Origin of the sequence: Filomicrobium sp., assembly GCF_025698805.1 — a bacterium.
Classification (GTDB): Bacteria; Pseudomonadota; Alphaproteobacteria; order Rhizobiales; family Hyphomicrobiaceae; genus Filomicrobium; species Filomicrobium insigne.
This window is the reverse complement of sequence record NZ_JAILWT010000012.1, coordinates 24,552-44,896: the sequence shown is the minus strand read 5'-3', so window position 1 is coordinate 44,896 and position 20,345 is coordinate 24,552. Positions and strand designations below refer to the sequence as shown.

The 20,345-nt window shown below is 58.7% G+C and carries 25 protein-coding genes; 3 read left to right on the top strand and 22 right to left on the bottom strand.

What is annotated here, in order from left to right; translation table 11 throughout:
• Window positions 1-84 precede the first annotated feature (84 nt).
• From K5845_RS19900 to K5845_RS19880, 5 genes are all read right to left on the bottom strand, one after another.
• A complete protein-coding gene (locus tag K5845_RS19900; RefSeq protein ID WP_287959792.1) occupies window positions 85-567 on the bottom strand; it encodes a hypothetical protein in 483 nt (160 codons plus the stop codon).
• Window positions 551-1,462: a ParB N-terminal domain-containing protein gene (locus tag K5845_RS19895; RefSeq protein WP_287959791.1), complete on the bottom strand. Its 912-nt coding sequence runs from the start codon at window positions 1,460-1,462 to the stop codon at window positions 551-553. The genes K5845_RS19900 and K5845_RS19895 overlap by 17 nt, the downstream gene beginning before the upstream one ends.
• Window positions 1,463-1,631: 169 nt before the next feature.
• Entirely contained in the window at window positions 1,632-1,964 is a 333-nt protein-coding gene (locus K5845_RS19890; protein ID WP_287959790.1) for a hypothetical protein, read from the bottom strand.
• Window positions 1,961-2,323 (bottom strand): hypothetical protein, encoded by a 363-nt coding sequence (locus K5845_RS19885; protein WP_287959789.1) that lies wholly within the window; start codon window positions 2,321-2,323, stop codon window positions 1,961-1,963. The genes K5845_RS19890 and K5845_RS19885 overlap by 4 nt, the downstream gene beginning before the upstream one ends.
• Window positions 2,324-2,335: 12 nt before the next feature.
• Window positions 2,336-2,629: a hypothetical protein gene (locus K5845_RS19880; protein ID WP_287959788.1), complete on the bottom strand. Its 294-nt coding sequence runs from the start codon at window positions 2,627-2,629 to the stop codon at window positions 2,336-2,338.
• Window positions 2,630-2,717: 88 nt separating this feature from the next.
• Between K5845_RS19880 and K5845_RS19875 the strand changes: the two genes are divergently transcribed.
• Both K5845_RS19875 and K5845_RS19870 read left to right on the top strand, forming a co-directional pair.
• Window positions 2,718-3,080, top strand: coding sequence for a ribbon-helix-helix domain-containing protein (locus K5845_RS19875; RefSeq protein ID WP_287959787.1), 363 nt, complete (start codon window positions 2,718-2,720; stop codon window positions 3,078-3,080).
• Window positions 3,081-3,512: 432 nt separating this feature from the next.
• Complete coding sequence (locus K5845_RS19870) at window positions 3,513-4,019, top strand: hypothetical protein (protein ID WP_287959786.1); 507 nt, start codon at window positions 3,513-3,515, stop codon at window positions 4,017-4,019.
• Window positions 4,020-4,127: 108 nt separating this feature from the next.
• Here the strand turns inward: K5845_RS19870 and K5845_RS19865 are convergent, their stop codons facing one another.
• The 10 genes from K5845_RS19865 to K5845_RS19820 form a co-directional block, all read right to left on the bottom strand.
• A complete protein-coding gene (locus tag K5845_RS19865) occupies window positions 4,128-6,353 on the bottom strand; it encodes a right-handed parallel beta-helix repeat-containing protein (protein WP_287959785.1) in 2,226 nt (741 codons plus the stop codon).
• Window positions 6,354-6,427: 74 nt separating this feature from the next.
• Window positions 6,428-8,623 (bottom strand): phage tail protein, encoded by a 2,196-nt coding sequence (locus tag K5845_RS19860; protein ID WP_287959784.1) that lies wholly within the window; start codon window positions 8,621-8,623, stop codon window positions 6,428-6,430.
• A gap of 1 nt (window position 8,624) precedes the next feature.
• Entirely contained in the window at window positions 8,625-9,029 is a 405-nt protein-coding gene (locus K5845_RS19855; protein WP_287959783.1) for a DUF6950 family protein, read from the bottom strand.
• A complete protein-coding gene (locus K5845_RS19850) occupies window positions 9,026-9,607 on the bottom strand; it encodes a transcriptional regulator (protein ID WP_287959782.1) in 582 nt (193 codons plus the stop codon). The genes K5845_RS19855 and K5845_RS19850 overlap by 4 nt, the downstream gene beginning before the upstream one ends.
• Window positions 9,604-10,305, bottom strand: coding sequence for a hypothetical protein (locus K5845_RS19845; RefSeq protein WP_287959781.1), 702 nt, complete (start codon window positions 10,303-10,305; stop codon window positions 9,604-9,606). Before K5845_RS19845 ends, K5845_RS19850 begins: the two co-directional genes overlap by 4 nt.
• On the bottom strand, window positions 10,305-13,082 hold the full coding sequence (locus K5845_RS19840; protein WP_287959780.1) for a phage tail tape measure protein: 2,778 nt from the start codon (window positions 13,080-13,082) through the stop codon (window positions 10,305-10,307). Before K5845_RS19840 ends, K5845_RS19845 begins: the two co-directional genes overlap by 1 nt.
• Window positions 13,083-13,084: 2 nt before the next feature.
• Window positions 13,085-13,402 carry a phage tail assembly chaperone gene (locus tag K5845_RS19835; protein ID WP_502814150.1) on the bottom strand — a complete coding sequence of 106 codons (318 nt, stop codon included), beginning with the start codon at window positions 13,400-13,402 and terminating at the stop codon, window positions 13,085-13,087.
• Window positions 13,403-13,524: 122 nt separating this feature from the next.
• Window positions 13,525-13,986, bottom strand: a complete 462-nt coding sequence (locus tag K5845_RS19830; RefSeq protein ID WP_206552749.1) for a branched-chain amino acid ABC transporter — start codon at window positions 13,984-13,986, stop codon at window positions 13,525-13,527.
• An 85-nt stretch (window positions 13,987-14,071) separates the two neighbouring features.
• Window positions 14,072-14,860, bottom strand: coding sequence for a hypothetical protein (locus K5845_RS19825; protein ID WP_287959778.1), 789 nt, complete (start codon window positions 14,858-14,860; stop codon window positions 14,072-14,074).
• Window positions 14,861-14,937: 77 nt separating this feature from the next.
• The gene (locus K5845_RS19820; RefSeq protein WP_287959777.1) at window positions 14,938-15,348 is read right to left on the bottom strand and encodes a DUF4128 domain-containing protein; all 411 of its coding nucleotides are present in this window, start codon (window positions 15,346-15,348) and stop codon (window positions 14,938-14,940) included.
• A 3-nt stretch (window positions 15,349-15,351) separates the two neighbouring features.
• Between K5845_RS19820 and K5845_RS19815 the strand changes: the two genes are divergently transcribed.
• Window positions 15,352-15,555, top strand: a complete 204-nt coding sequence (locus K5845_RS19815) for a hypothetical protein (protein ID WP_287959776.1) — start codon at window positions 15,352-15,354, stop codon at window positions 15,553-15,555.
• Here K5845_RS19815 and K5845_RS19810 read toward each other — a convergent pair.
• From K5845_RS19810 to K5845_RS19780, 7 genes are all read right to left on the bottom strand, one after another.
• A complete protein-coding gene (locus K5845_RS19810) occupies window positions 15,536-15,985 on the bottom strand; it encodes a hypothetical protein (RefSeq protein ID WP_287959775.1) in 450 nt (149 codons plus the stop codon). The genes K5845_RS19815 and K5845_RS19810 overlap by 20 nt on opposite strands.
• Entirely contained in the window at window positions 15,978-17,033 is a 1,056-nt protein-coding gene (locus tag K5845_RS19805; protein WP_287959774.1) for a phage minor head protein, read from the bottom strand. The genes K5845_RS19810 and K5845_RS19805 overlap by 8 nt, the downstream gene beginning before the upstream one ends.
• Window positions 17,033-17,425 carry a hypothetical protein gene (locus K5845_RS19800; RefSeq protein ID WP_287959773.1) on the bottom strand — a complete coding sequence of 131 codons (393 nt, stop codon included), beginning with the start codon at window positions 17,423-17,425 and terminating at the stop codon, window positions 17,033-17,035. The genes K5845_RS19805 and K5845_RS19800 overlap by 1 nt, the downstream gene beginning before the upstream one ends.
• A gap of 1 nt (window position 17,426) precedes the next feature.
• Complete coding sequence (locus K5845_RS19795) at window positions 17,427-17,945, bottom strand: DnaT-like ssDNA-binding protein (RefSeq protein ID WP_287959772.1); 519 nt, start codon at window positions 17,943-17,945, stop codon at window positions 17,427-17,429.
• A gap of 20 nt (window positions 17,946-17,965) precedes the next feature.
• On the bottom strand, window positions 17,966-18,397 hold the full coding sequence (locus K5845_RS19790; RefSeq protein WP_287959771.1) for a hypothetical protein: 432 nt from the start codon (window positions 18,395-18,397) through the stop codon (window positions 17,966-17,968).
• Between the two features lie 58 nt (window positions 18,398-18,455).
• Window positions 18,456-19,424 carry a major capsid protein gene (locus K5845_RS19785; protein ID WP_287959770.1) on the bottom strand — a complete coding sequence of 323 codons (969 nt, stop codon included), beginning with the start codon at window positions 19,422-19,424 and terminating at the stop codon, window positions 18,456-18,458.
• A 118-nt stretch (window positions 19,425-19,542) separates the two neighbouring features.
• Window positions 19,543-20,292, bottom strand: coding sequence for a DUF6651 domain-containing protein (locus tag K5845_RS19780; RefSeq protein ID WP_287959769.1), 750 nt, complete (start codon window positions 20,290-20,292; stop codon window positions 19,543-19,545).
• Window positions 20,293-20,345: the final 53 nt, after the last annotated feature.

The window sequence follows — 20,345 nt, the reverse complement described above, 5'->3', positions numbered from 1 at the left end:
TCCCCCTGTAGTAACTCAGGAGATGAAACCCAAGAACCGAAATAGAGTCGAGTCTAAACACTCCACCTGTTGATAAAGGGCTGCCTAAGCCGCCCTTCCCTTTCCCTTCTTCATGTCCCGGCTGATCGCCTTTACGCACTGCCCGAATGACCAGTCTGGGTGCTTACTCCAATATGGTCGCGCCAAACGTTCGGCGTTTTCCCACTCTTTGAGCGATGCCTGATCATCTTTGATCTGCTTTCGCCTGATATCGATAGCCCGCTTGAACTCGATCTGGCTTAAGGACTCCGTCAAACGGATTTTGTGAGAGTCAACGTCGATTGCGATTGCACCATCCAGTCGGAACGGCAGCTCGATCTGCTTTGCTCCAACTTGTTCAAATGCTCTCGCGGTGAGCGTCCGCGCCGTTCCTTTCATGCGTCGGATGATCTCGGCGATACCGCAAACGGCGCGGCTTTCTTCGTCCAGCTCCGCCCAGACCTTCGGAGCGATCAGTCGGGGCTCGAACCCATCATTGTTCAAGGCTTCCTGAACATGGCGGGTGATCGTATCACTCAGCTGCGTCAATGGTTTTCTCCTTGGCCTTCCATGCTGAAACGAACGCGTCGAACCATTTCGACACGCCTTCCAGCGATGGCATTTCTTCTCGGGTTGACGGCTCAAATGCCGGCGGAATCGTACTCACGGCTTCTTCCGGTGCCGGGAACTCCGCAACGGTTTTCGCGATGTTCCTGATCTCCCAAACAAGGCTACGCTGAGCTTCGGTCCCTACAGCTTCAGCCAGTGCCTCTTTGTCGTCTTCTGACATCGGCTCTGCGTCGGGCATCGCCTCGACCTCAGCGGCAAACTTCTGTGCCGCGCGAAGCTCACTCGCGGCCTTGTTCAAGCGCTTTTGATCCTTGGCGCTGATGATCTCGATTTGTTTATCGGCGGGCTGCTTGGCGATCACCGACGCTGCAGATACTGAGACTTCACCATCCTCGACTGCTTTGCTCAGCTCAGGTACGCCTCGCTTCTGAACCTGCTTGGCACTGCGAATGCTCCGGTCAGACACATTGAGCATGGTCGCTGCGTTGGATTGGGTCGGCAAATTTTCCGACCCTGTATGCTGGTTTGCTCCGACCGGCAGTTTCGCCAGCTTCGCGGCAACCATGCTCCGCTGACTTTCTGAAAGATGCCGACGCTTCAAATTCAGGCTGATCACAAACGCAGCCGGATCGCTGCCATGAAATTCAGCAAAACGTGGCTCGACACCGCCCTCCCGACAAGCTTTCAGCCGGTTACGGCCATCGAGAACCTCATCGTCCAAGAGAACGATGGGTTCTCGCAAGCCATGCTCCTTGATGTCGTGAACAAGGTCTGTGAACGCCTCGCCCTCCATCATGGGAAACAGGTCCGCCAGCGGATGCGCTTTCAGCGTATTAGGATCAGGTGTTTCCATTTTCTTGAACGCTATTGCCATTTGGTCTCCTTCGGCGCTCAGCCGGCCAAGCCAGAAAGCGCACTGGTCCGCAGACGCGGAACCGAGCACCGAAGGAGGTCTCGTGATCCGCGCTTCATCCCCTTGGCCAGGGAATTTCTTGTTATGAGTAGATGTCTCGAGCGGCGGGAAAGCCGCTCAAATCAGGCGATCAGTACAGATCGTCTTTCCAACCGTCTTCGCGGACGATGTAATTGCAGGCCAAACGATCAACCGTCATCGTGGTGACGCCGATCTCCTCGACAACCGTCCTGTGTCCTTCAACACGAAAGACAGGGGTCTGCCGGCCATGCTTGTGGGAACCGAACACCTGAATGCGACAGTCGGCAGGCACGATGTCTTCAAGGGCTTCACAGAACTCCATCCATGCACGAGCAGCTCGTTCTTCCGGTGGTAGTGCCTCCGCCTTCGCTTGGGCAAAGCCGGTAGCCACGGAAACACCAGACAGAGAAAGGGCTTTGAGAACACTGCGGCGGGTGGTCATTGTGCTATCTCCATCCGCAGGATGTGCTCGGCCCGAACCGCCACATCGGCAACGACAATGCCGAGGCAAATCTCCGAGAACTCATCGCGTGTCAGAAAGTGCTCGCTGTAGAGCTTGTTTTCGTGCCAGAGCCGCAACTTGCCGCCCAGCGTTGAATGCACGTTGCAGAAGCTCTTGCCGACGCCATCCGACCAAAGATAGGTGCCCTCGCCCTGATAGCTGTCGACCGGCTTGATAAGGACGAAATCGCGGCCACCACGCAAACGGGGTGCCATACTGTCGCCAATGATCGGCTCGATCCGCAACCGGTCGGAGTAGATCGTCTCGGGCGCGATAGTAACGGGGAATAGGTCTTTCATAGTTCCCTCCCCTTATGCGGCGATCTGGTGCAGTTCGGCTTCAAGCATCTGCTGCCGAGCAACTGTGTCGTAGCGCAGCGACTTGAACTTGAGGACTTCCAGCTCTGCACGAATGCTCGACGCGCGCGCTTCTCGTTTCGTCTGGCTCGACTTCGCAGCCTTCCAAGCGGCTCTCAAACCCCAAGAAAGCAGCTTGGCATAGGACCAATCACGACCAGCGTAGGTGCGAGCATAACGATGCGCAGCCCGCATAATTTCGGCACGGTCGATTTTGGACGGAATCGTGGTATTGGATGCAATAGCCATATCGAACTCCAGCTAGTTCGGTTTCGGTTAGGGTCGGTGTGGAAGTTGCAGCTTCCCATCGGCCTGTTAACTGTGGTATCAAGGTTTTATGAGCAAGTCAACAACTGTGATATCACAAAAAAAGCGTGGGCCGAAACCAACGGGTAAAGGCACGCCTGTAATGGTGCGCCTTCAGCCCGATTATTTGGCCGCACTGGATAAACTGGCTGAAGCTATAGAGGGCTCGCGCCCCGAAGCGTTGAGGTACGCGCTGAGCACCTATATGGAGTCTGATGGCTTCATACCGCATCAACCTCGAATTGGTCGGAACCTGCTTGTGAACCTCACTGCGCGCGAACTTGCAGCGCTGACAGAAGCAGTCGGTCCGGAATTCTCAGTCCAACAGAAAGCCGTTGAGGGCCAGGTCCGCGACTGGCTCCATTCCAAGGGCTACCTGAAGGAATCGGAATGAGGCACGAGCGGAGCGGCTAGTCTCGCCAATTTCCTTTTCCAAACAAAGCTTCCGGTCTGGTTTATTTGGTGGGAAAATGGGTAATTTGAAAATCAAGCACGCTCTCACGCATTAATTGCTTCTTAATCGGCGGGAACGTATTTTGTTGACATTCGTTTACACAAATTCCATGTTGAGGTTATCTAATGGGTAGCCGGCCTCGACACCCAAGCAAGGAAATCGAGGAAGCGGTTGCGCACCTTGAATCAATTGGTTGGACATGGAAAGAGACCGGAAAGAGTGCCCATGCTTGGGGGCGAATGCTCTGTCCGCAGAATGATTCTAGCGGTTGTCAGGTGTCTGTTTGGTCTACACCCCGCAACCCACAGAATCATGCCAAGCACCTGATCGGACTTGGAAAACGATGTGCACACGACAAATAGGAGGCATGTGATGAAAACCTTTGAATTCACGATTATTGCCTCGGGGCTTGATCACGAAGCGGACGATTTCGAAGATCGCTTCTTTGAAGCTGGCTGTGATGACGCGACGATTGCATTCGCTCGTGGCGCGATCCTTCTGCATTTCGCGCGTGAAGCGGAGAGCATAGAGCACGCAATCGAATCTGCTATCTCCGACGTGAGAAGTGCTGGCGCGCAGGTTGATCGTGTTGAGCCTGATAACCTTGTCAGCTTGTCGGAGATTGCCACCCGGGCGAATATGACTAAAGGGGCGATCTCGCACTACTCCAAAGGTGCGCGAGGGAGAGGCTTCCCTCACCCAGTGGCTCGGGTCACAACTGACTCTCCACTGTGGGACTGGGATCAGGTGTCCAAGTGGCTTGCAGATCGCGGCAAAATCGACGCCATCCTTGTAGCTGAAGCGTCTGCAGTTCGGAAGTTCAATACCAGGTTGGAAATCGAGCAATCCGAGTGCGCAGTCTACGCTGCTGTGCATTAGCCGCATCAACCCAAATAATACACCGATGACCATCGCCCCGCCTAGTGCGGGGCTTTGTGCTCCTGCCCCATGCGAAAGCGCCGCGCCCGGAAGGCACGGCAGGAGCTTTTAACCTCCCCCGCCCGCCATAAATTGCACCTCGACATTCCTCGCAGCACCAAATCGGTTTTCGATATAAAGGTTGCCATCCGAGTGTGCTGAAACCGTCATTTTCCCATCTGCGCCGGTCGTCCCGGTGAGAGGCCCTGTCGTGACAGCGGATGTTGCGCCAGACGGCTGTGCGATCACATCCAACGCTCCCGAAGAGGCCACGCGATACCATAAGAAAGCTCGTGTACATGCGGAGGATGCCGATTGTGTCGTTACAACCACCATGCCCTGCGTGTAAATCTCTGGAACTGCGACGATCCAAACGTCATCATCATCAACCGTGTTCGAAAGAATTCCATCAACCGTTGAAGTCGGTTCAGTGACGTTGAAAACGCCATCTGTCCCAGCGCCGACACGCTCGGTTGAAATGACATTCCCCGACCCACCGAATGCTCGAACCCCGTATAGGTGAGTTGCGCCCTCGATAACGTTCCTTACGACTCTTGTGGCAGAGCATGAAGTGAGCTGGATAGCATGATTAGGCGCAATGTTCCCGGCGTCTTTGATGTGGTTGCCCGTTACATCCGAACGCTCACATTCGCTCAGAAAAACAGCCTGCTCCCCAACGCCGTCGATGTCGTTCCCGACTACTTGCGCTCCATCCCAATAGCGCCCCCAGATAGCATACTGCACTGAGTTCTTAATGCTGTTGTTGATAATCTTGATCCCCCTGGGTTTAGTCGGAGGAACCGTCGAACCATGGGAACCCGCGAGAACCTGCATCCCATCGCTGTGGCAATTTTCGATGATCAGGTCATCGCAAACAGTATCGTCATAAGCCCCGAAGAGCGGAAAGCCGGAAGCGTAAGCGAAATCAATGTTGATTGCTTCTCGCCCGCTGTCTCCCACATCGAGTACTTGCCCTCCAAAATAGCAGTTCCTCACACGCCCCTTTCTAATCGCGCAAAGGTCCATGCAGTGGCCGCGCCAAAGGCTTTCAAATCGGCAATTCTCAACAAGAATGTTTTCGGCGTGGGCGAACTGGATAAAGGCGGTTTGATTAGAGCCGGGGGGACGCGGCAACGAGACATTATAGGTCCCGCCGTCAATGTGAATGTTCCCGTCGCCATTATAGCCAGCAGCGTAAGCGGCATTGCCAATCTCGCCATTAACGAACAGGCTATCTCCAGTGATGAGTACAGAGGCGTTAGGATGGAAAGTGATCCGCGTGTTCGCAAAGAGGCGAACAGGAGAGCCGACAACGTACTCCCCCGCCGGGAAATAGACGTGCTTATCGCCACCATCTAGCGCCAAGTTAATGGCCGCTGCATCATCTGTGACACCATCACCGGCTGCGCCAAACTCCTTGACGTTCAACGGGATCGAGGGCGACAAGTCAGCGCCAATTTTCGCCCGCGTCACGCCCCCATCGGCAACGATGGCATAAGGGAACGTCTGCCACGCGCTGCCATCCCAATACCGCCAGACATCAGCCGTGGTGTTGAAATAGATCGTGCCCTTCTGCTTGGTCAGGCCTTCAGCGGTCAGAAAGGCGTCTGCAGAAGCATTGTCCGGAAACGCGCCAACGGACTTCTCGCGCATCTCGGCCAGTGCGGCCTCTGCCGCAATCTGCGCAGCCTCGGCAGCAGCCTGAATGCCGGCGCTCGCCTGATCGGACAAGAGGCGGAAATCCCCGCCCTGCACAACGCCCAGCATGACCGAGCCCGCAGGAAGCCCGCCGGCAGCCACGTCATTGCCCGAGACGGTCTTCACCGTCAGCGCTGCCCCGCCATTGAACGCCACGGTCACGGGCGAAGCCGTGTTCGCGGCCGTGATGGGCAGAAGGATGAGCTGCGTTTCGTTCACGGCCACAGGCGCGGTGGCGGCAATGGCGTTCGCCGTCCCCGCCCCCGCGTTCGTGGCCTTGACGAAGCCCTGCCCCGGAACGTTGCCGATCTTCACCCACGAGCCCGAGCCGGATGCGCCTTGCTTCATGTAGAGGCCATCGTCGGCAATGCTCTCGCCTATCAGGATGGCGCCGGTATGGGCCGGGTGGTCGAGGTCGGCATTCAATGCGGTAAGGCTGCCATAGACCAGCAGGTCGCCGCCCTCGAGCGCCACCTGAATGATCCGCTCAACCTCTGTCGACCAGACCTGAGCGTCATGATTGATGACCTGGCGCGGGTTGCCGGCTGCATCCGTAGGCGCAAAGATGAGCGCGCCGAGCTTGGAAAAGATCGACATCAAGTATCTCCGATTTTGATAGGCTTCGCCGGCCGAGGCGCGCGGGCTTCGGTGGCTGGATCAGTGATCAGGAATTACGGGGTGGTGTTCGGATCCTGCGGGATCACATAAGTGAAGGTCGCAACCGGGCTCGGGGTGCCGTTCGATGAGTAGGCCGTGGCCGTGATCGTCACGTTGATCGCTGCCGGGCCGTTCGAGATTGTCCCATCGGCGGTGTAACCAAGCCCCGGTCGGGTATCGCCGTCATAGCCGGGCGTAATCTCTGGCTGATTGGAAGCGAGCACAAAGCGCACGGCATTCATCGCCGGTGAGTACGCCACCACCTCGAAGGTGTAATCACCCACACCGTTGTCCGTGACCTGCACATCCAGATAGGGCTCGGGCGGCGCGGAGTTATCGATCTGCATGTCCGGCACGTTCACGACATCGGAGAAGTAGGATGCCTCGTCTTCGCCATTGAACCAGCGCGCCCGGAAGTCCGCCTCTTTGCCGACGGTGTTTGCCGCCACATAACCGTAGTGGCCGTGCTCGCTGTATTCGATCATGGGAAGCCAGAGATCTGGCAGACCATCCGTGTAGGTCCGGTAGTTGGCTTCCGCTGTCGCGCCACCAGACACCCCGGAGAACTTCACCCGTGTCTCATAGGCTCCGCCCGGATACTGCACCACCGAACTTGCCAGAACGTCCGGCGTGTCCAGATCGCTCTCATACTGCATCGGCGGGGCCGGTTTCGGTGCCGGTGCTTCCATCGTGGCCGGGTTCCATGGGGCGTTCAGAAGCTCGTCAGGAATGATCTTGAACGGTGCATTCACCCTGCCCGTGTCCTGATCCTCTCTTGGAGATTCGATCTGCGCAATGACAGTCTCATCCATATCCGGCATCGGGAATGACACTGCACTCACGCCCCAACAGGCCATTCCGGAATAGAGCAAATCCATTTGACCAGACCGAGCACGTTCCATCAGGAACAGACGCCGCGCGATCCTTTGGGCCTGAGACGCAGACGGGCAAAACGGCAGCCTGACATCCAGATATTTCGGCCCGTACTTGTCGACCTCCTCCGGCACGGACGCCCAAGGCTGACCCGAGATATCGACTTCCGTCATTTCGAAATTGCGTTCCGGCGAGTAGTACCAGACCCGGCAGATGTTTTTGCGTCTTAGCCCATCGGGACCGTACTTGATCCCGAGCTTCAACAGATCGACGGTGGTGAACTCCACCTCGGGCTGCCGGGCATCATCGATCAGGGCAACGTAGTGCTTGTTCTCTCGCGTGGTTTTGATCTCACCACCGATTGAGCGCAGAACCTCCACCATGGTGTCGCCCTTGGCGGTTTCAGACAGCCAGACGCCAGAGAAGGTCGAACGCGGCTCCGTACCGGTCAGCGTCGCAACTGGCGCGTCTGCCTTGTCAGCCTCTGCCGCTATCTTACTCCAGTCGAAATCGGCACTGGTGAACTGCGGGTTCTGGCGCGCGATGTGGACTGCCCAAAGAACCCCGTTCATGCTCCATTTCCAAGTCGCAGGATTGTCGACGCTCTGCGTTCCGTCGCGCGGATCGTAGATTTCACCAATCCGTGCCGTTACCTCGATATCTGGATATCCACCGCCATACATCTTCTGGTGTTTGGCGGCATTATCGTTGCTTCCGAACCCTGGGCTTTCGTAGCGGATCAGGGATTGGAAGACGCCTCGCCCGCGATGGTTGACCGTCCAGAGCGAGGGAAACGCGGACAGCAGGTCCGGATAGGCTACCTCATCGTCCGAACCCGGTTTGGTTTTAACAAAGACCCACGAGGTTCCGGGTCTTGCAAACGGTGGCGAGCTCACCGCGCCGTCAGGATCGATGACGATTTCGCGTCCGCCGAGCAAATACTCCTCCAGCCCGACAGCGGGGCCACGACAGTGCCAGATCCAACGATATATCTTGTCACGCTTTGTGTTGCCGAAGGCCTTGAGCCCACCAAGGCGAACCCGACCTCCAGCATTCACCTCGGACATCTCCGAGTTCTCGAATTGGTTCTTGAACTGGCCGGGATCGATGTTTTGTGTGCCCCGCTGCTGGCCTGCCAGAAGTGAACCGCCAATAAGTGCACCGGCAGCTGCAAGCTGAGAAAACCCGACCAGTGCGGAGAACGAAAACACCGCTCCGAGCGGACTTGCAAACAGGGCATAGCCGAGCCCGATTACGATGCTCTCAATGGCATGAGCGTGCGCCGTCATCGCCAGCAGGGAAACGCCCGCCAGCGCAGCAATCCTGAATTTCTTCATGTCAGAAGGACCAGACCCTTTGGATCATTGAGGGGCGCGGCGAGAACCACCGGATTCCCTCCCCGGTGCGCCAGAACGAATAGCCGCCATGTGCGAAGATCACGCCGAAATGCACCCCCGGCGTTCGCTCGATGAGGCCGATATCACCCAAGGACGGTGTTTCGACCTCGAAGACAGGAAGATCAGCAAGGGCAGCATCCCAGAGCGCGACCAAGCCATGCCTCTCGATGAGCGCTTCGGCTTCCATTCGGCTGTGATACGGCTCCATCGGGACAGAGAAGCCGGCTTCGTGCTCCACCCAGCGGGCACAGAGTGCGGTGCAATCGTCCCCGTCAGCGCTGTCATAGACAATCGGCTTTCCCTGAAACGGCTCAAGGAACGCCCACAGACGGTCGGCGCGGCTCATAGATCGATCGTCTCGTTGACTTTGATGCCGATGAACTCGCCGCCCTCATCGTCTGGAAACCGCTTCAGCTGACCCGTGTAGCTCCATGTTCCGCCGTAGGGATCATCCTGGCTAAGCCACACGCTCTCTATGGTGAACCCCACGGTGCGCACCCCCGAGCCCTCCCACTGGATTGCGGGGGCACTCAGGAGCCCGGGAAATGGCTTGTGCATCCCGAATGGCGCGGTTCCGCTGTCAGCGTCGAATGCGGCCCAGTAGAGGTTTGCGGCCACCCCTTCAATGGAACCGGCATTCTCATGGATGTACCTGATGAAATCCCTATTCGCGCCAGAGATGACGATTTCCACGGAGACCGCCTGCCCGAAGCGAGGGTCCTCTACCGCATTGATGTACACGAGCTGCCCGCCCCCGTGCGCCATAGGATCGGAGACCCCGCGCCACTCATGCCCATCAATGATGAAGTTGCCAACACCGGGATGAACGCGCGAGATCCCGCTGGGCAAGTGAAGCTCGGCGAACCATGCACGGGCGACATGCGGCCGGCGCAGGAATGCCAGCTCTTCAGCTGACACCGTCACGTGACGTTCTCCCGAACAACATAGTCCTCAACCTGGCGCAGGATGATCGCGGTTCCCTCCATGTGGGTGCCGCCTCGGTAGAGCGTCACGGACTCCTCGCTCTCAATCGTCATCGCCATCACCGGATCGAGCGTGCAGTAATCCCCTGCCTCGATATCCTTGTGGAGCCACGGCCAGAGCAGATACTTGCCCGGCGCGATGACACGTCGAACCTGATGCATCCCGAAATAGAACGGGAAGAACCCCACAAACGACCCCCAGCCCAGCCGGTGGCCCCAGAACTCTTCTTCAAGCTCGATTACTGTGCCCTGTCGTGAGGCCGTGGCAGCCACCCTGACCGGCGGGCGTGACGGCCCCCAAGAGAGTCCATTCGACCATGGCTGACCGTTGCTCCATGTCTGGGGCGCGACGTTGAACATGCCGCACTCCTCGAATGTCATCCTGTCGGGGTCAAGGAACGGCAAGCGAGTGATATTTGCACCGCCCATCAGGTCCGCTACCCATCCACGGAACTGACGTGCCTCCTGTCCCTCTTGGGGGGCATACAGAAGGCGGATGCGCCACGAACCGAAAGGCGAGGAAAACCCTTGGACGTACCCGCCGATGGCTTCGTTCTGCCCTGCTTTTATCGAGCGCGGCCCCGACAGGGGCTCCCACCCGACAAGTTCCATATCGAGAGGCGGTGAGATGATCTCCATCAGGCCCTGACCTTTCGATATGAGCTGTCAAAATTGCGCTTGTCGACCATCTTCGGAATGTCACGGGCAAGCTTCTTGTCGCGCTCTTCAAGCATTCGCCTGAGTTCCTCACGCGTCTGCTTGTCCGGATTGCCATTGATGACGACCTGCGTGCCCTCAACAACGACATTGGCACCACGCTCGTTCGCAGGCGCATGCATGCGAGGAAGACCGACAGGGCCGCCCTCAGCGTAGCCCTTGGCCTGCTTGTGCATGCGGTCGAGATTGCCAATTCCGATGCGCTGGGTAGCGGCCTTCGAGAACACAAACTCGCCTTTGTGTACGATGCCTGCGGCCTGATGCTTTGCGCCGTGACCGGTGTAGCCGCCGCCAGCAAAACCAAACAGGCTTCCCACCACTCCGATCAGGCCACCAAGGAAACCGCCACCGCCGCCAAAGCCGCTGGCTGCGCCATTCAATTGGAACAGAGCGTCCAGAACGTCATTCAGAAGCTTGTCCACGATCTTGTCGAGCGCGTTAAGAGCAGCATTCTTGAAGCTTTCCCAGAAGCTCTCGCCCTGCTTGAGACCGGACCGAAGATCGGAGACAAAACCGCCAGCCACATCACGCGCGAAATCAAAGGTCTCTTTCAGAGCCTTGGTTGCCACTTCTGCAGCAGACATGCTCTGAGCAAGGCCAGAAATCTCTTCCTTCTGAGCGGCGGTGAGGTTGATGTTGTCGTTTGCCGCCTGATTGAGCATGTCCTGCTCATACCGAAGTGCATTGGCTGCCTGCTCCGTCATTCCCAGCGCGCGAGCTTCAAGCTCCTGAGTGGCGATGAACTCTTTGGCTCCATCAACGATCTTTCGGTAGGAGTTCGCCGCTTTCTCAGCAGAGCTTTGGCCACCGCCACCACCGATCTCGGGGACGGTCACGCCGCCGTTGTTCAGCTGGTCAATCAGCTTCTGCAGCTCAGCCACAGAGCTATCTGCGCTGCTCTTGGTTTCGCCATCGGAACCGAGTAGCCCGCCAATCGTGTCTCTGGACATGATCTCTTCGACATTGGCGCGATGGGCCTTGTTCGCCTTCTCCAAGCGCTCGGCGGCGGGGTTCGCCATCTCTTCCAGGTTCAACGAGCCGCCAACCTTGGCAATATCAATGCCAGGGATCTTATTGATCCCGTCGATCAACAGGTTGATGCCGGCTTTGGCGCTATCGATCAGCGCGTTGATCGCCCGGATCGCTATGTTCACGCCACCGATCACGGCAGCGCCCATGATGTCACCGAAGTTGCCCCAAATGAACTTCAGGTCTTCATAGGCTGCGGTAAACGAGTTCAGGATGAAGTTGCTGACCGTTTTGAAAACACCGACGACATCAACCCCGAACACCTCGGAGATCTTGTCCCGAAACTCATAGGCCGCGACAATCGCTGACGTGATGGCGACGAGCAGGAAGCCAATGGGGTTGGTCATCATTGCCGTGGTGATAGCCTTGATGCCGAAGATGACCGCGCCGACGAACGTTCCGAAACCCGTTGCCATAGCCGACAGGATCGCAGGACCGAACGCGACAAGCATCGCTGCGCCCGCTACTTTTACAAGGCTGGCAATGGTCCCCATGTTGTCGGCGACTGCCTTCAGCGCGGCCACAAGCGCCCCAGACATGGCGCCACTGACGCCCAGCACTTCGGCTTGCAGCGCCGACCAGACACGACCAGCCTGAAACCCCGGAGAGTTCGCCATCTTGTCGAACGCTTCCTCGGTTGCCCCGGCTTTAACACCCATCTGCTCCAAGATGGCCGCGAAATCCACTCCAGCCTGCCCGGAGAGCGCCAAGATGGGCACCAGAGCCTCAACACCGCCGAACAACTGCGCAAGCGCGTCAGTGCTGCCGCCTGTCTGCTTCACGAGATCCTGAACAAAGCCGGCGAAGCCTTTGGATTTCAAAGCAGCCGAGCTGAACTGGATACCCAGCTCCTTCGACAGGTCTGTCGCTTCCTTGGTCGGCTTTGCGACGGCTGCGAGAATGGCCCTGACACCGGTTACAGCCTCGGTGGTTGCGATACCGCCCTTGGTGAGCGCCGACACCGAAGCAACCAGTTCATCGAAGCTGACGCCGGTCTGTGCGGCCAATGGGGCAACCTTGCCCAAGCTGGCGGACAACTCGCCAATTGTCGTCTTGCCTGCGCGCATGCCAACAAAGAGGGCGTCGGAAACAGCGGTCGCACTCTCAACCTGGGAGCCATAGGCATTGAGAACAGATGTCAGACCATCGGCTGCGGTCCTGACATCGGTGACGCCACCAACGGCCAGCTTGTTTGCGGCAGTGAGGATGTCTGTTGCTTCGGCCGCTGACGATGCCCCGGCTGAAATCACCTGATAATACGCCTTGGCCTGACCGGCGGCGGTTCCGCCGAATGCTGCGGATTGCTCCAGCGCCGACTTCTCCAGCGACTGCATATCGAACGTCGCGATATCAACGAGCGTCGACACTTCCGCCAACGCATCCTTGAACGCGAACATGGGCTGGACCGAGAATGCAGCCGCTATCGCTGCTCCTAATGCGGGCGCAAGCCGCAACAGAACGCGATAAGAACCACTCAGCTTCTCGACCGATACCGCCGCCCTTCGATTGTCGTTCGCGACTTTGTTGGCCGCAGCACTCGCCTTGGTACCAAACCCGCCAGCGGCACTCTCTGCCTTCTTTGCTGCTGCGCTCAGCCGGTCGAGTTCTCGCGCTCCCTTCTCGACTGGCTTGCTGTCGACGGCCAAGCCCAGTGCTGCAACATCTTCCATGTTCAGCCTCGCTTTCTGACAACCGTTTTGTTCACGTTGGACGCATCTGGGTTCTTTAGCGACTTGCCCGAAACATCATCAGCCAAAACAGGAACTTGCGCCCGTTCGCTGAGGTAGATGTTGTCGATGTCTTCGAGCAGTTCGATTTCCCACGGAGCGAGCGTGATACCGGTTCTGCGAACAAAGGCATCCATGTCGATCCACTGGATTGGCTCAGGGCCGGCGTAGCCCATTGCCTTCCGGCTTCTCAGGCGTCCATAGGTGCGCCAGAGATAATCGAGGGCATGAGGGAAAGGCGGCATTGCAAGCTCAGCCGCCAGCGCATCAGCGATATCCGGCCGATTTTTGCGCTCTGCCCGATCAAGACGGGATTCCAGTCGATCCCGCCTTGTCCGCCCTTCCTCATCTTGGTTCAGATAGAAAGCACGCTCGGCAAAGGCTCTCAGGCTTTCTCCGAGCGAGGCATAAAAGCATTTTCGTCCCCGAGGAACTCAAGCGCCTGAATTAGCAGCGCCCCCTTCCTCGGATCAGCCAGCAACTTGCGGGCGTTCTCAGTCGAGAAGGGATAGGGCTCGCCATTCATCTTGACCGGGGACCAGTCGAGAAGTCGCTCGATCACGACATTGATGTTGCGCGCCTTCACCTCATCCGGGGTCTCTTCCGGTGGCTTCCACTTCTTGCCGTTGACCTGGGCCTGTTCCTGCATGCGCTCCCGGTGCAGACGCTCCCGTCCGAACCGGTTGGATTGCTCGATGGCCTTGGGGTGCCCGGGGCCGGCAAAGGTCCAGACCCACGAGGTCTCTTTGCCGTTTGAAAGCACGGTCATGTAGGACTCGTCCGCCGTGTCCAGTTCAGACAGGTCAAAATCGTCCATGGCAGCCTGTGCCGCTTTTTCCTTTGTCATGTCTCACCTATCGGGAATGTCGGGCGTCGGGACGGGCCGCTGATGCCCGACAACATCAGCAGCCCTGCTCTCTTGCGAGAGGTTCTTACGCGATGACGAGATCCGTGCCGCCGCTCTCTGCAACGGCATTCCCAGCACCATTCGTACCGGTTACCTGGACCCGGATGGAGTTGCCGACATCACCGGGCACGACCGTGTAGGTGCCGCCCGTAGCGCCGCCGATATTGACGTAGTTGTTGTCGCCGGCCGCATCCGCTTGCCACTGGTAGGTGAACGTCGGATTCCCGGTCCAAGCGCCGGTAATTGCGGTGAGCGTCTGCCCGTCTTGAGCGACACCGGAGATTGAGGGGAGCAACGTGTTGGTGGGAGCAACCTCCACCTGCGAGGACACCTCGAACACGGCAGTGTTGATGCCGACCGTAAAGGTCCGCCGCACCACATTGGAAACGTTGCCGAGATTGGTGGGAGTGCCCTGCACCATGCCGGCGTAATACTGGACCGAATTGCTGTAGGCGTCCGTTCGGGCGTCATCCAGCAGAACCTTCACGGGATAGTCGAACTTGGTCTTCTGCGCATCAATGAAGGCTTCCTGACCATCATCCAACGGGTCGCGCCCCGCTACAATGGTCTGGGTGCCTGCATTTCGCGGGCCCTTGAGCTTGCGAACACGCGCGTCTTTCAGCGAGGTGAAAGTGATCTCTTCCGAAGTGTCGCCAAGTTCGCCAAGGTCTTCCAGTTCCTCGACCTCGAGCCAATCATTGATCGCCTCGAAAAACGCCACGGCAGCGGCATCGCCCATGTCGTTGATGGTTTTGACGTTCACGGGCGTCGGCGAAATGAAGACGCGGGTTCCTGCATTCGTATGGATCGCCATCTGGGATGCTCCTTTTCAATGGCTCATGAAAAAGGCCCGCCGAAGCGGGCCGCGTTACCCGGATGGCCGGGAATGGTTTAGGCAAATGCCTCATAGCTGATGCTGACAGGCACGCTCCACGACACATCGGACTTGATCGGCGGAGGGATGTCTGGCGCTTTGGTGATCCTGACCCTGACACCATCGTTGTGAAGCGATAGGTCCGCCGGGAAATGCTCGGCCACCTGCCCCGCGATGTCTGTGGCGGCCGATCCTGTCGCCAAGGGCCAGACTACAGTGATCTGCAAGATGCCCATGCGCTGATGCGGGTTGCTCCCCTTGAGGAACCGCCTGCGACTTCGGTTCGGCAGGTGAGAGACCGTGAGATACTTTTTCGATGCCGGAACCGTGAACGGAACATTCGGCCGCGAGATCGGCAGCGCTGGCGAGAGTGCGAGATTGGCCACCCTCATGAACAGCGCGGCCTCAATGGTTTTCTCAATCGTCATGCCGTGCTATCCCTGTCCGCGATGTCGAACCCGCTATCCGATAATGAAGTCTATGAACGGCTGCACGCCGCGTGGCTTCTGTTCAACAATCAGGAAGTCCAGACCCCTTTGGGCCGGGATGTGCTTGCCATCATGCTTCGCCAGATTGAGACCATGCAGAAAGCCATGATCATCGTTCGCGAAGACCTCAAGGAAACGCCCGAATAGCCTTCGCGGCATTCGCATCCACGAATTCCTGCCAACGCTGTGCGGTCAGCCGGACGAACCCGTTGCCTTCCTCATTGTAGGTTCTTCCGAGGCTGTCAGTCCCGTTGAACCCGTATTCCCGTCTCCGGGCATGAGCGGCCTGAAATCCGAGATAGATGGTCTCGCCAATGTCGGCACCTGCGATGGTCAACGTGATCTGCCCGTCATTGTTCGGGAAATCCTCGGCATCGCTGATGCCTGGCATTGCCGCCGTCGAAGCCATGAGCGATCGGCGAAGCGCCCCTGTCAGAATAGGCATGTGACCGCCCTCAGACTTCGGCTTCTTGACCTCATTCGCGAGGTCTTGCGCAGCACCCCGAAAGGTGGCGGTCAGACGCTTCTTGTAGGCCGCGATACGCTCATCAACCTGGGCCGAAAAACTCTTAGCCATCGCCTCGTCCTTCAAAGAAATCGATATTGATCTCCTCGTCGCAGCGACACGCGACCACATCTTCTGCGCCGGCACCGAGAGACGTATCGAGCGGATGCATCATGCGAGCGCCTGTGACCGGCGAGACAAATGGTGCGCTGAGCCCCCGTACCGTCTGGCCATTCATCTCCTGATGAGAGTGCCTGACCTTCCCATCGCCTGCAGAACGCCATTTTCGCGTGACGGCCTGCTCGGTATAGCCCGACTTTTCCAGCCCCTGGCGGAATGCCTCGTGCTTGGCGGCCATGACGGCATTGCCGGTCTCAGTTCGGGCGATCATCTGCCCTCGCAGTTTCACGGCGTTGTCGGCATAGCGGCCGTACATCTTGTTGACCACGTCGGACGGTAGAGCCTTGCCCTCCTCAATCGCCTTCATGATGGTGCGGTCGAAGCGCTTATCGCGCAGGTTCATCCCGAGCACCTTGCGCATTTCCACCGTATCACCCGACAACAGCCGGTCGCGAAGATTCTGCGCAGCCTCTGCCTGCGGTGAGGTCATTCCGAGGACGCCGCCCTCCCGGCGCCCTGTCGCCCGCGAGATACGTCCTGCCAGATCGAGACCAATCCTGTGCGGATGCGCGCCTTGTGAAAACCCATCCAGAATGGTGTTGCGCGCGACGACAATGGTGTCATCCACGATGCCCGTGATCAGCTTTCCCGCATGGCGCGCGATCTGTGCCTCGGCGCGAAGGTCCGCAACATCGAATCGAACGACAACTCGCGCACCGGTCTGATCCCTCAAAACCGGCATTGCGGCGATGGTTGCCTCACCACCTGCGCCATAAGCTTGCTCGACCGCTCTCCGCAGCGGTGAGAATGCAGCGCGATCTATGTTGAGCGCACGAATGGCTCGATCAACGTCACGCGCTTCCAGCGCCTCCACGACCTGCTTGAGTACGATCTGGTTCCGAAGGTCGCTGACGGACTTGAGGAAAGCCTCTTGAAGCGAGGGCTCCAGATCATCGATCAGAGAGCGGATACGGCGATAGAGGGGAATTTTACGGGCCATCAGAACGCCACCTGGCAAGTCCATAGAACAACAGTGCCGCCGGGTTCCAGCGGATCGACCCGCACCACCTCGTGCGCCCTGCCCTTGATCACGATCTGATCGCGTTCTGTCGGGGCGTTTCCGCTGGCCGGCGCATCTGCGTAGGCCGGGATCGAGACGCCCTCCGTCGAGATCAGAACCTTCTTGTCGGATGTCCCAATGAGCGAGCTCTCGCGCTCCTTGAGGCTGTATTCCGTCACGACCAGCGTGCAGGGATAGTCGATGTCCTGAGTTTCGGGGTTCCAATCGGTCCCACCCGTTCTGGTCTTTCGGCGGATTGCGCCCGTCTGGCCGAAGCGCTTGATAAGACGCGCTGCAGTTTGGGCCGATTTCGCATAGTTGAAGCCCGCCATGTCAGCCCCGCGCCGCAGTTGCGAAATTCAGGCTGGCCTTGGATGCCACCAGACCGCGCAATAGGCCATCGACGGCGGTCACAACCGGCAACACGTCAGTAACGCCCCCGGCGCCGTCCTTGTAGGTCACAGAAAGCGGGCCAACCTGCTCCTGCTTTACGCCCTCCGCCGGCACATAGTCGGGCGAAAGGCTGTTTGGCTCCGTCGCTTCCCGCCATGCGGCTTCACTGGCGGCGTTCTTGACATTCCGGGGTATCTCATCACTCGGGAGCGCCTCACCGCGATACACGGCGTCCTGACGAGGCCACTCCAAGCTTTGGTCAAAGGTCGATGTCTTGCCGATGAAGCGCGCGCCATAGGTGCCATCGAGCCAAGCCGTGCCACGACGCAAGGCCTGCTCGAGCTCGGCATCAGCCATAGCGCTGTAATCCCGCCCGATGCTGTCCCAATAGGCCTTTGCTTCGACCAGGGTGGGGTAGCTATCTGCCGCCGGATCGCCGGGGGTGGTGTTAAGAGCCATCGCTGGTGCCTTTGTGCTGGTTAAGCGCGCTGTTCCCGCTCCAGATCGCGCAGAGCGGCGAGATCTTCCAGCGCGTCTTCTGCATTGAACTCAACGTTCATGGCGACCAGATCGGCTTCGATCTCGCGGCGGGTCAGGCCATTGGAAGCCTCTTCTTCCTGATCGGCCGGCATGTTTAGCGCGTTGAATGCCTCGATCAGCTTTTCACGGCCCAGCTTGTGGTGTGGTGCCTTGCCTGTCGCTTCCTTGATCGCGGCCCGGAGCTGGTCGTCGCTGAAGCCGGCACCGCTGTCCGTGCCCAGTTCGATCTTCTGCCCACCGCCTTCGATCTCGTCGGCACCCTTCGGCTTGAAGCGCGCATCGATGATCCTGAAGCCCTTGGCGACCAGTTCGGCCTTCTTCTTCGCTGACACCGGATGCTTCACGTATGCGATCTGACGCTCTTTCGTCATGGTTCTTTCTCCTGAAAAGGGGGAAGGAAAAGGGCGAGCCGTGGCCCGCCCCAATCGCTTACTGGGCAGCGTCTGCGATGGTCACGACGCCTGCGGTGTGCTTCACGCTGGAAGCCGTGCGGTCCCAATTGGCACCCGTAGCAAGCGCCGCATCCGAGGGAGACTTGCCGCCGCTGGCCTCATCCCAGGTGTAGCCCTTGAGGCCGACACCGAAGGTGTAGTCCATCTGCAGGGTGGTCTCGATCCGCTCCTTGCCGTTGGCGGTCTCGATATTGGTGATGACATCGCCACCATCCATGACCGTTGCAGCGCCCTCGGAGAGAGACAGCACCTTGAGCTTGTTCGGCGTGCCGGCCTCGTACAGCGCCGGAGCATCCGTCACCACGACAGCCTTGCCGAGAATGTCCACGACGCGGACGTTCTGGGCCTGAAAGAGCTGCTGCGTGTTGGTGAGGTTGTTGCCGATCAGCTTGTGATAGGCGCTGCCGTTCATCACCTGGGCGATCAGATTGCCGGAGTGATCACCGAACTTCGCATGCGCGTCGTTCATCGCAGTGTAGGAGATGCCGCCGGTACCAGACACGTCATTGGTCGCGTCCGCCTGATTGGAGATTGCAGCCACAAGCACGGCAATCGCCGTGTTGAGCTGGTCGGCCATCAGCGCTTCCGCAAAGTTGCGGGATGCAACCTCGATGCCCTCGGCAGTCGGCTTGTTCAGCCAAGTCATCTGCGAAGGCTCGTAGCGGATCGGGCCGAAGCCGCCCGCGATCTTCACCGAAGAATGCTTGACCTGGGTCAGATCGGTTGCCGCCTGCGCACCATTGGCCGCATAGCGATCAACACGGCGCTGTGCGGAGTGGATGGAGGCGAAGAACGACTCCTGAAGAAAATCGCCGTCGAAACCCTCGGTGGTGAGGCGGATCGAGCCGTTTGAAGCGGTGTTGAACTGCTCCACCATCTGATCCAGCGTCTCGATGATCGCCGGCATGTAATAGGTGTTGAACACCTGCATTTGAGAGAGAGACATGGTTTTGTCCTATGCTGATTTCGGTTGAGTTGGCTGGCACATCGCAGCCCGTTGCGTGAGGCATCCGCCCCTATGCGCCGCCACTCATCCGAGCGGGCAGCAAGTCGTGACGCGGGCCTCAGCCCTGCGCCAGATCCGGGTATTTCGCGGCAATGGCTGCCGTGCGCTCTTGGCGATTGCCGCCCATGTTGCCCTTGGAGACACCCTGCCCCTTGCCGCCACCGCGCTCGATGTCGCCACCGCTGGCAGACTTGGCCTTGATGATGGTGTCCTTGTATTCGAACTGATCGACCAGCACTTCCAGCGCTTCATCGAAGTCCGCCAGCTCGCCGGGACGCGACGTGGAATAGATGCGGTTGCCGTTCTTGTCGGTGGCAACGATCTTGCCTTCTTCGATTGCGAAGTTGTCGCCGAACGTCTTCTCCACCATCGGGACCGGAACCGTCAGCTTTTCGCCGATGAACTTGGACCGAGCGAAGGAGCCGCCAATCTTCTCCTGATAGAGTGCGCTTTCGGCCTTCTCGCGCGCCGTGTTCGCCTCGGCTAGCTGGGTTTCATACGCCTTGCTGATCTCGGCCTTGACGGTTTCGATCTCGCCGGCGTCCACCAGCTTCTTCTGATCGAGGTTCTTGACGGTCTCCAGCGCCTTGCGAGCGGCCGCAGCGTCTTCGATGCCCTCGAAGCCCTTCAGCTTGCCCTCGGCGGCTTCCTTGGCCTCTCGGTGGGATTTCGCTTCGGCATTCAGACGCGAGATCGTGGCGACGGTGCCCGGCACATCGACCGCGACTTCCTTTCCGTCATCCTTCACATAGACGGGCTTGCCGTCTTCCAGAACCGCATTGCCGTTTTCGTCCAGCTTCAGTTTCATGCTTCACCTTCCGGCCATCCGGCCATTGAACGGGCAATCCTGCCCCATTGCGC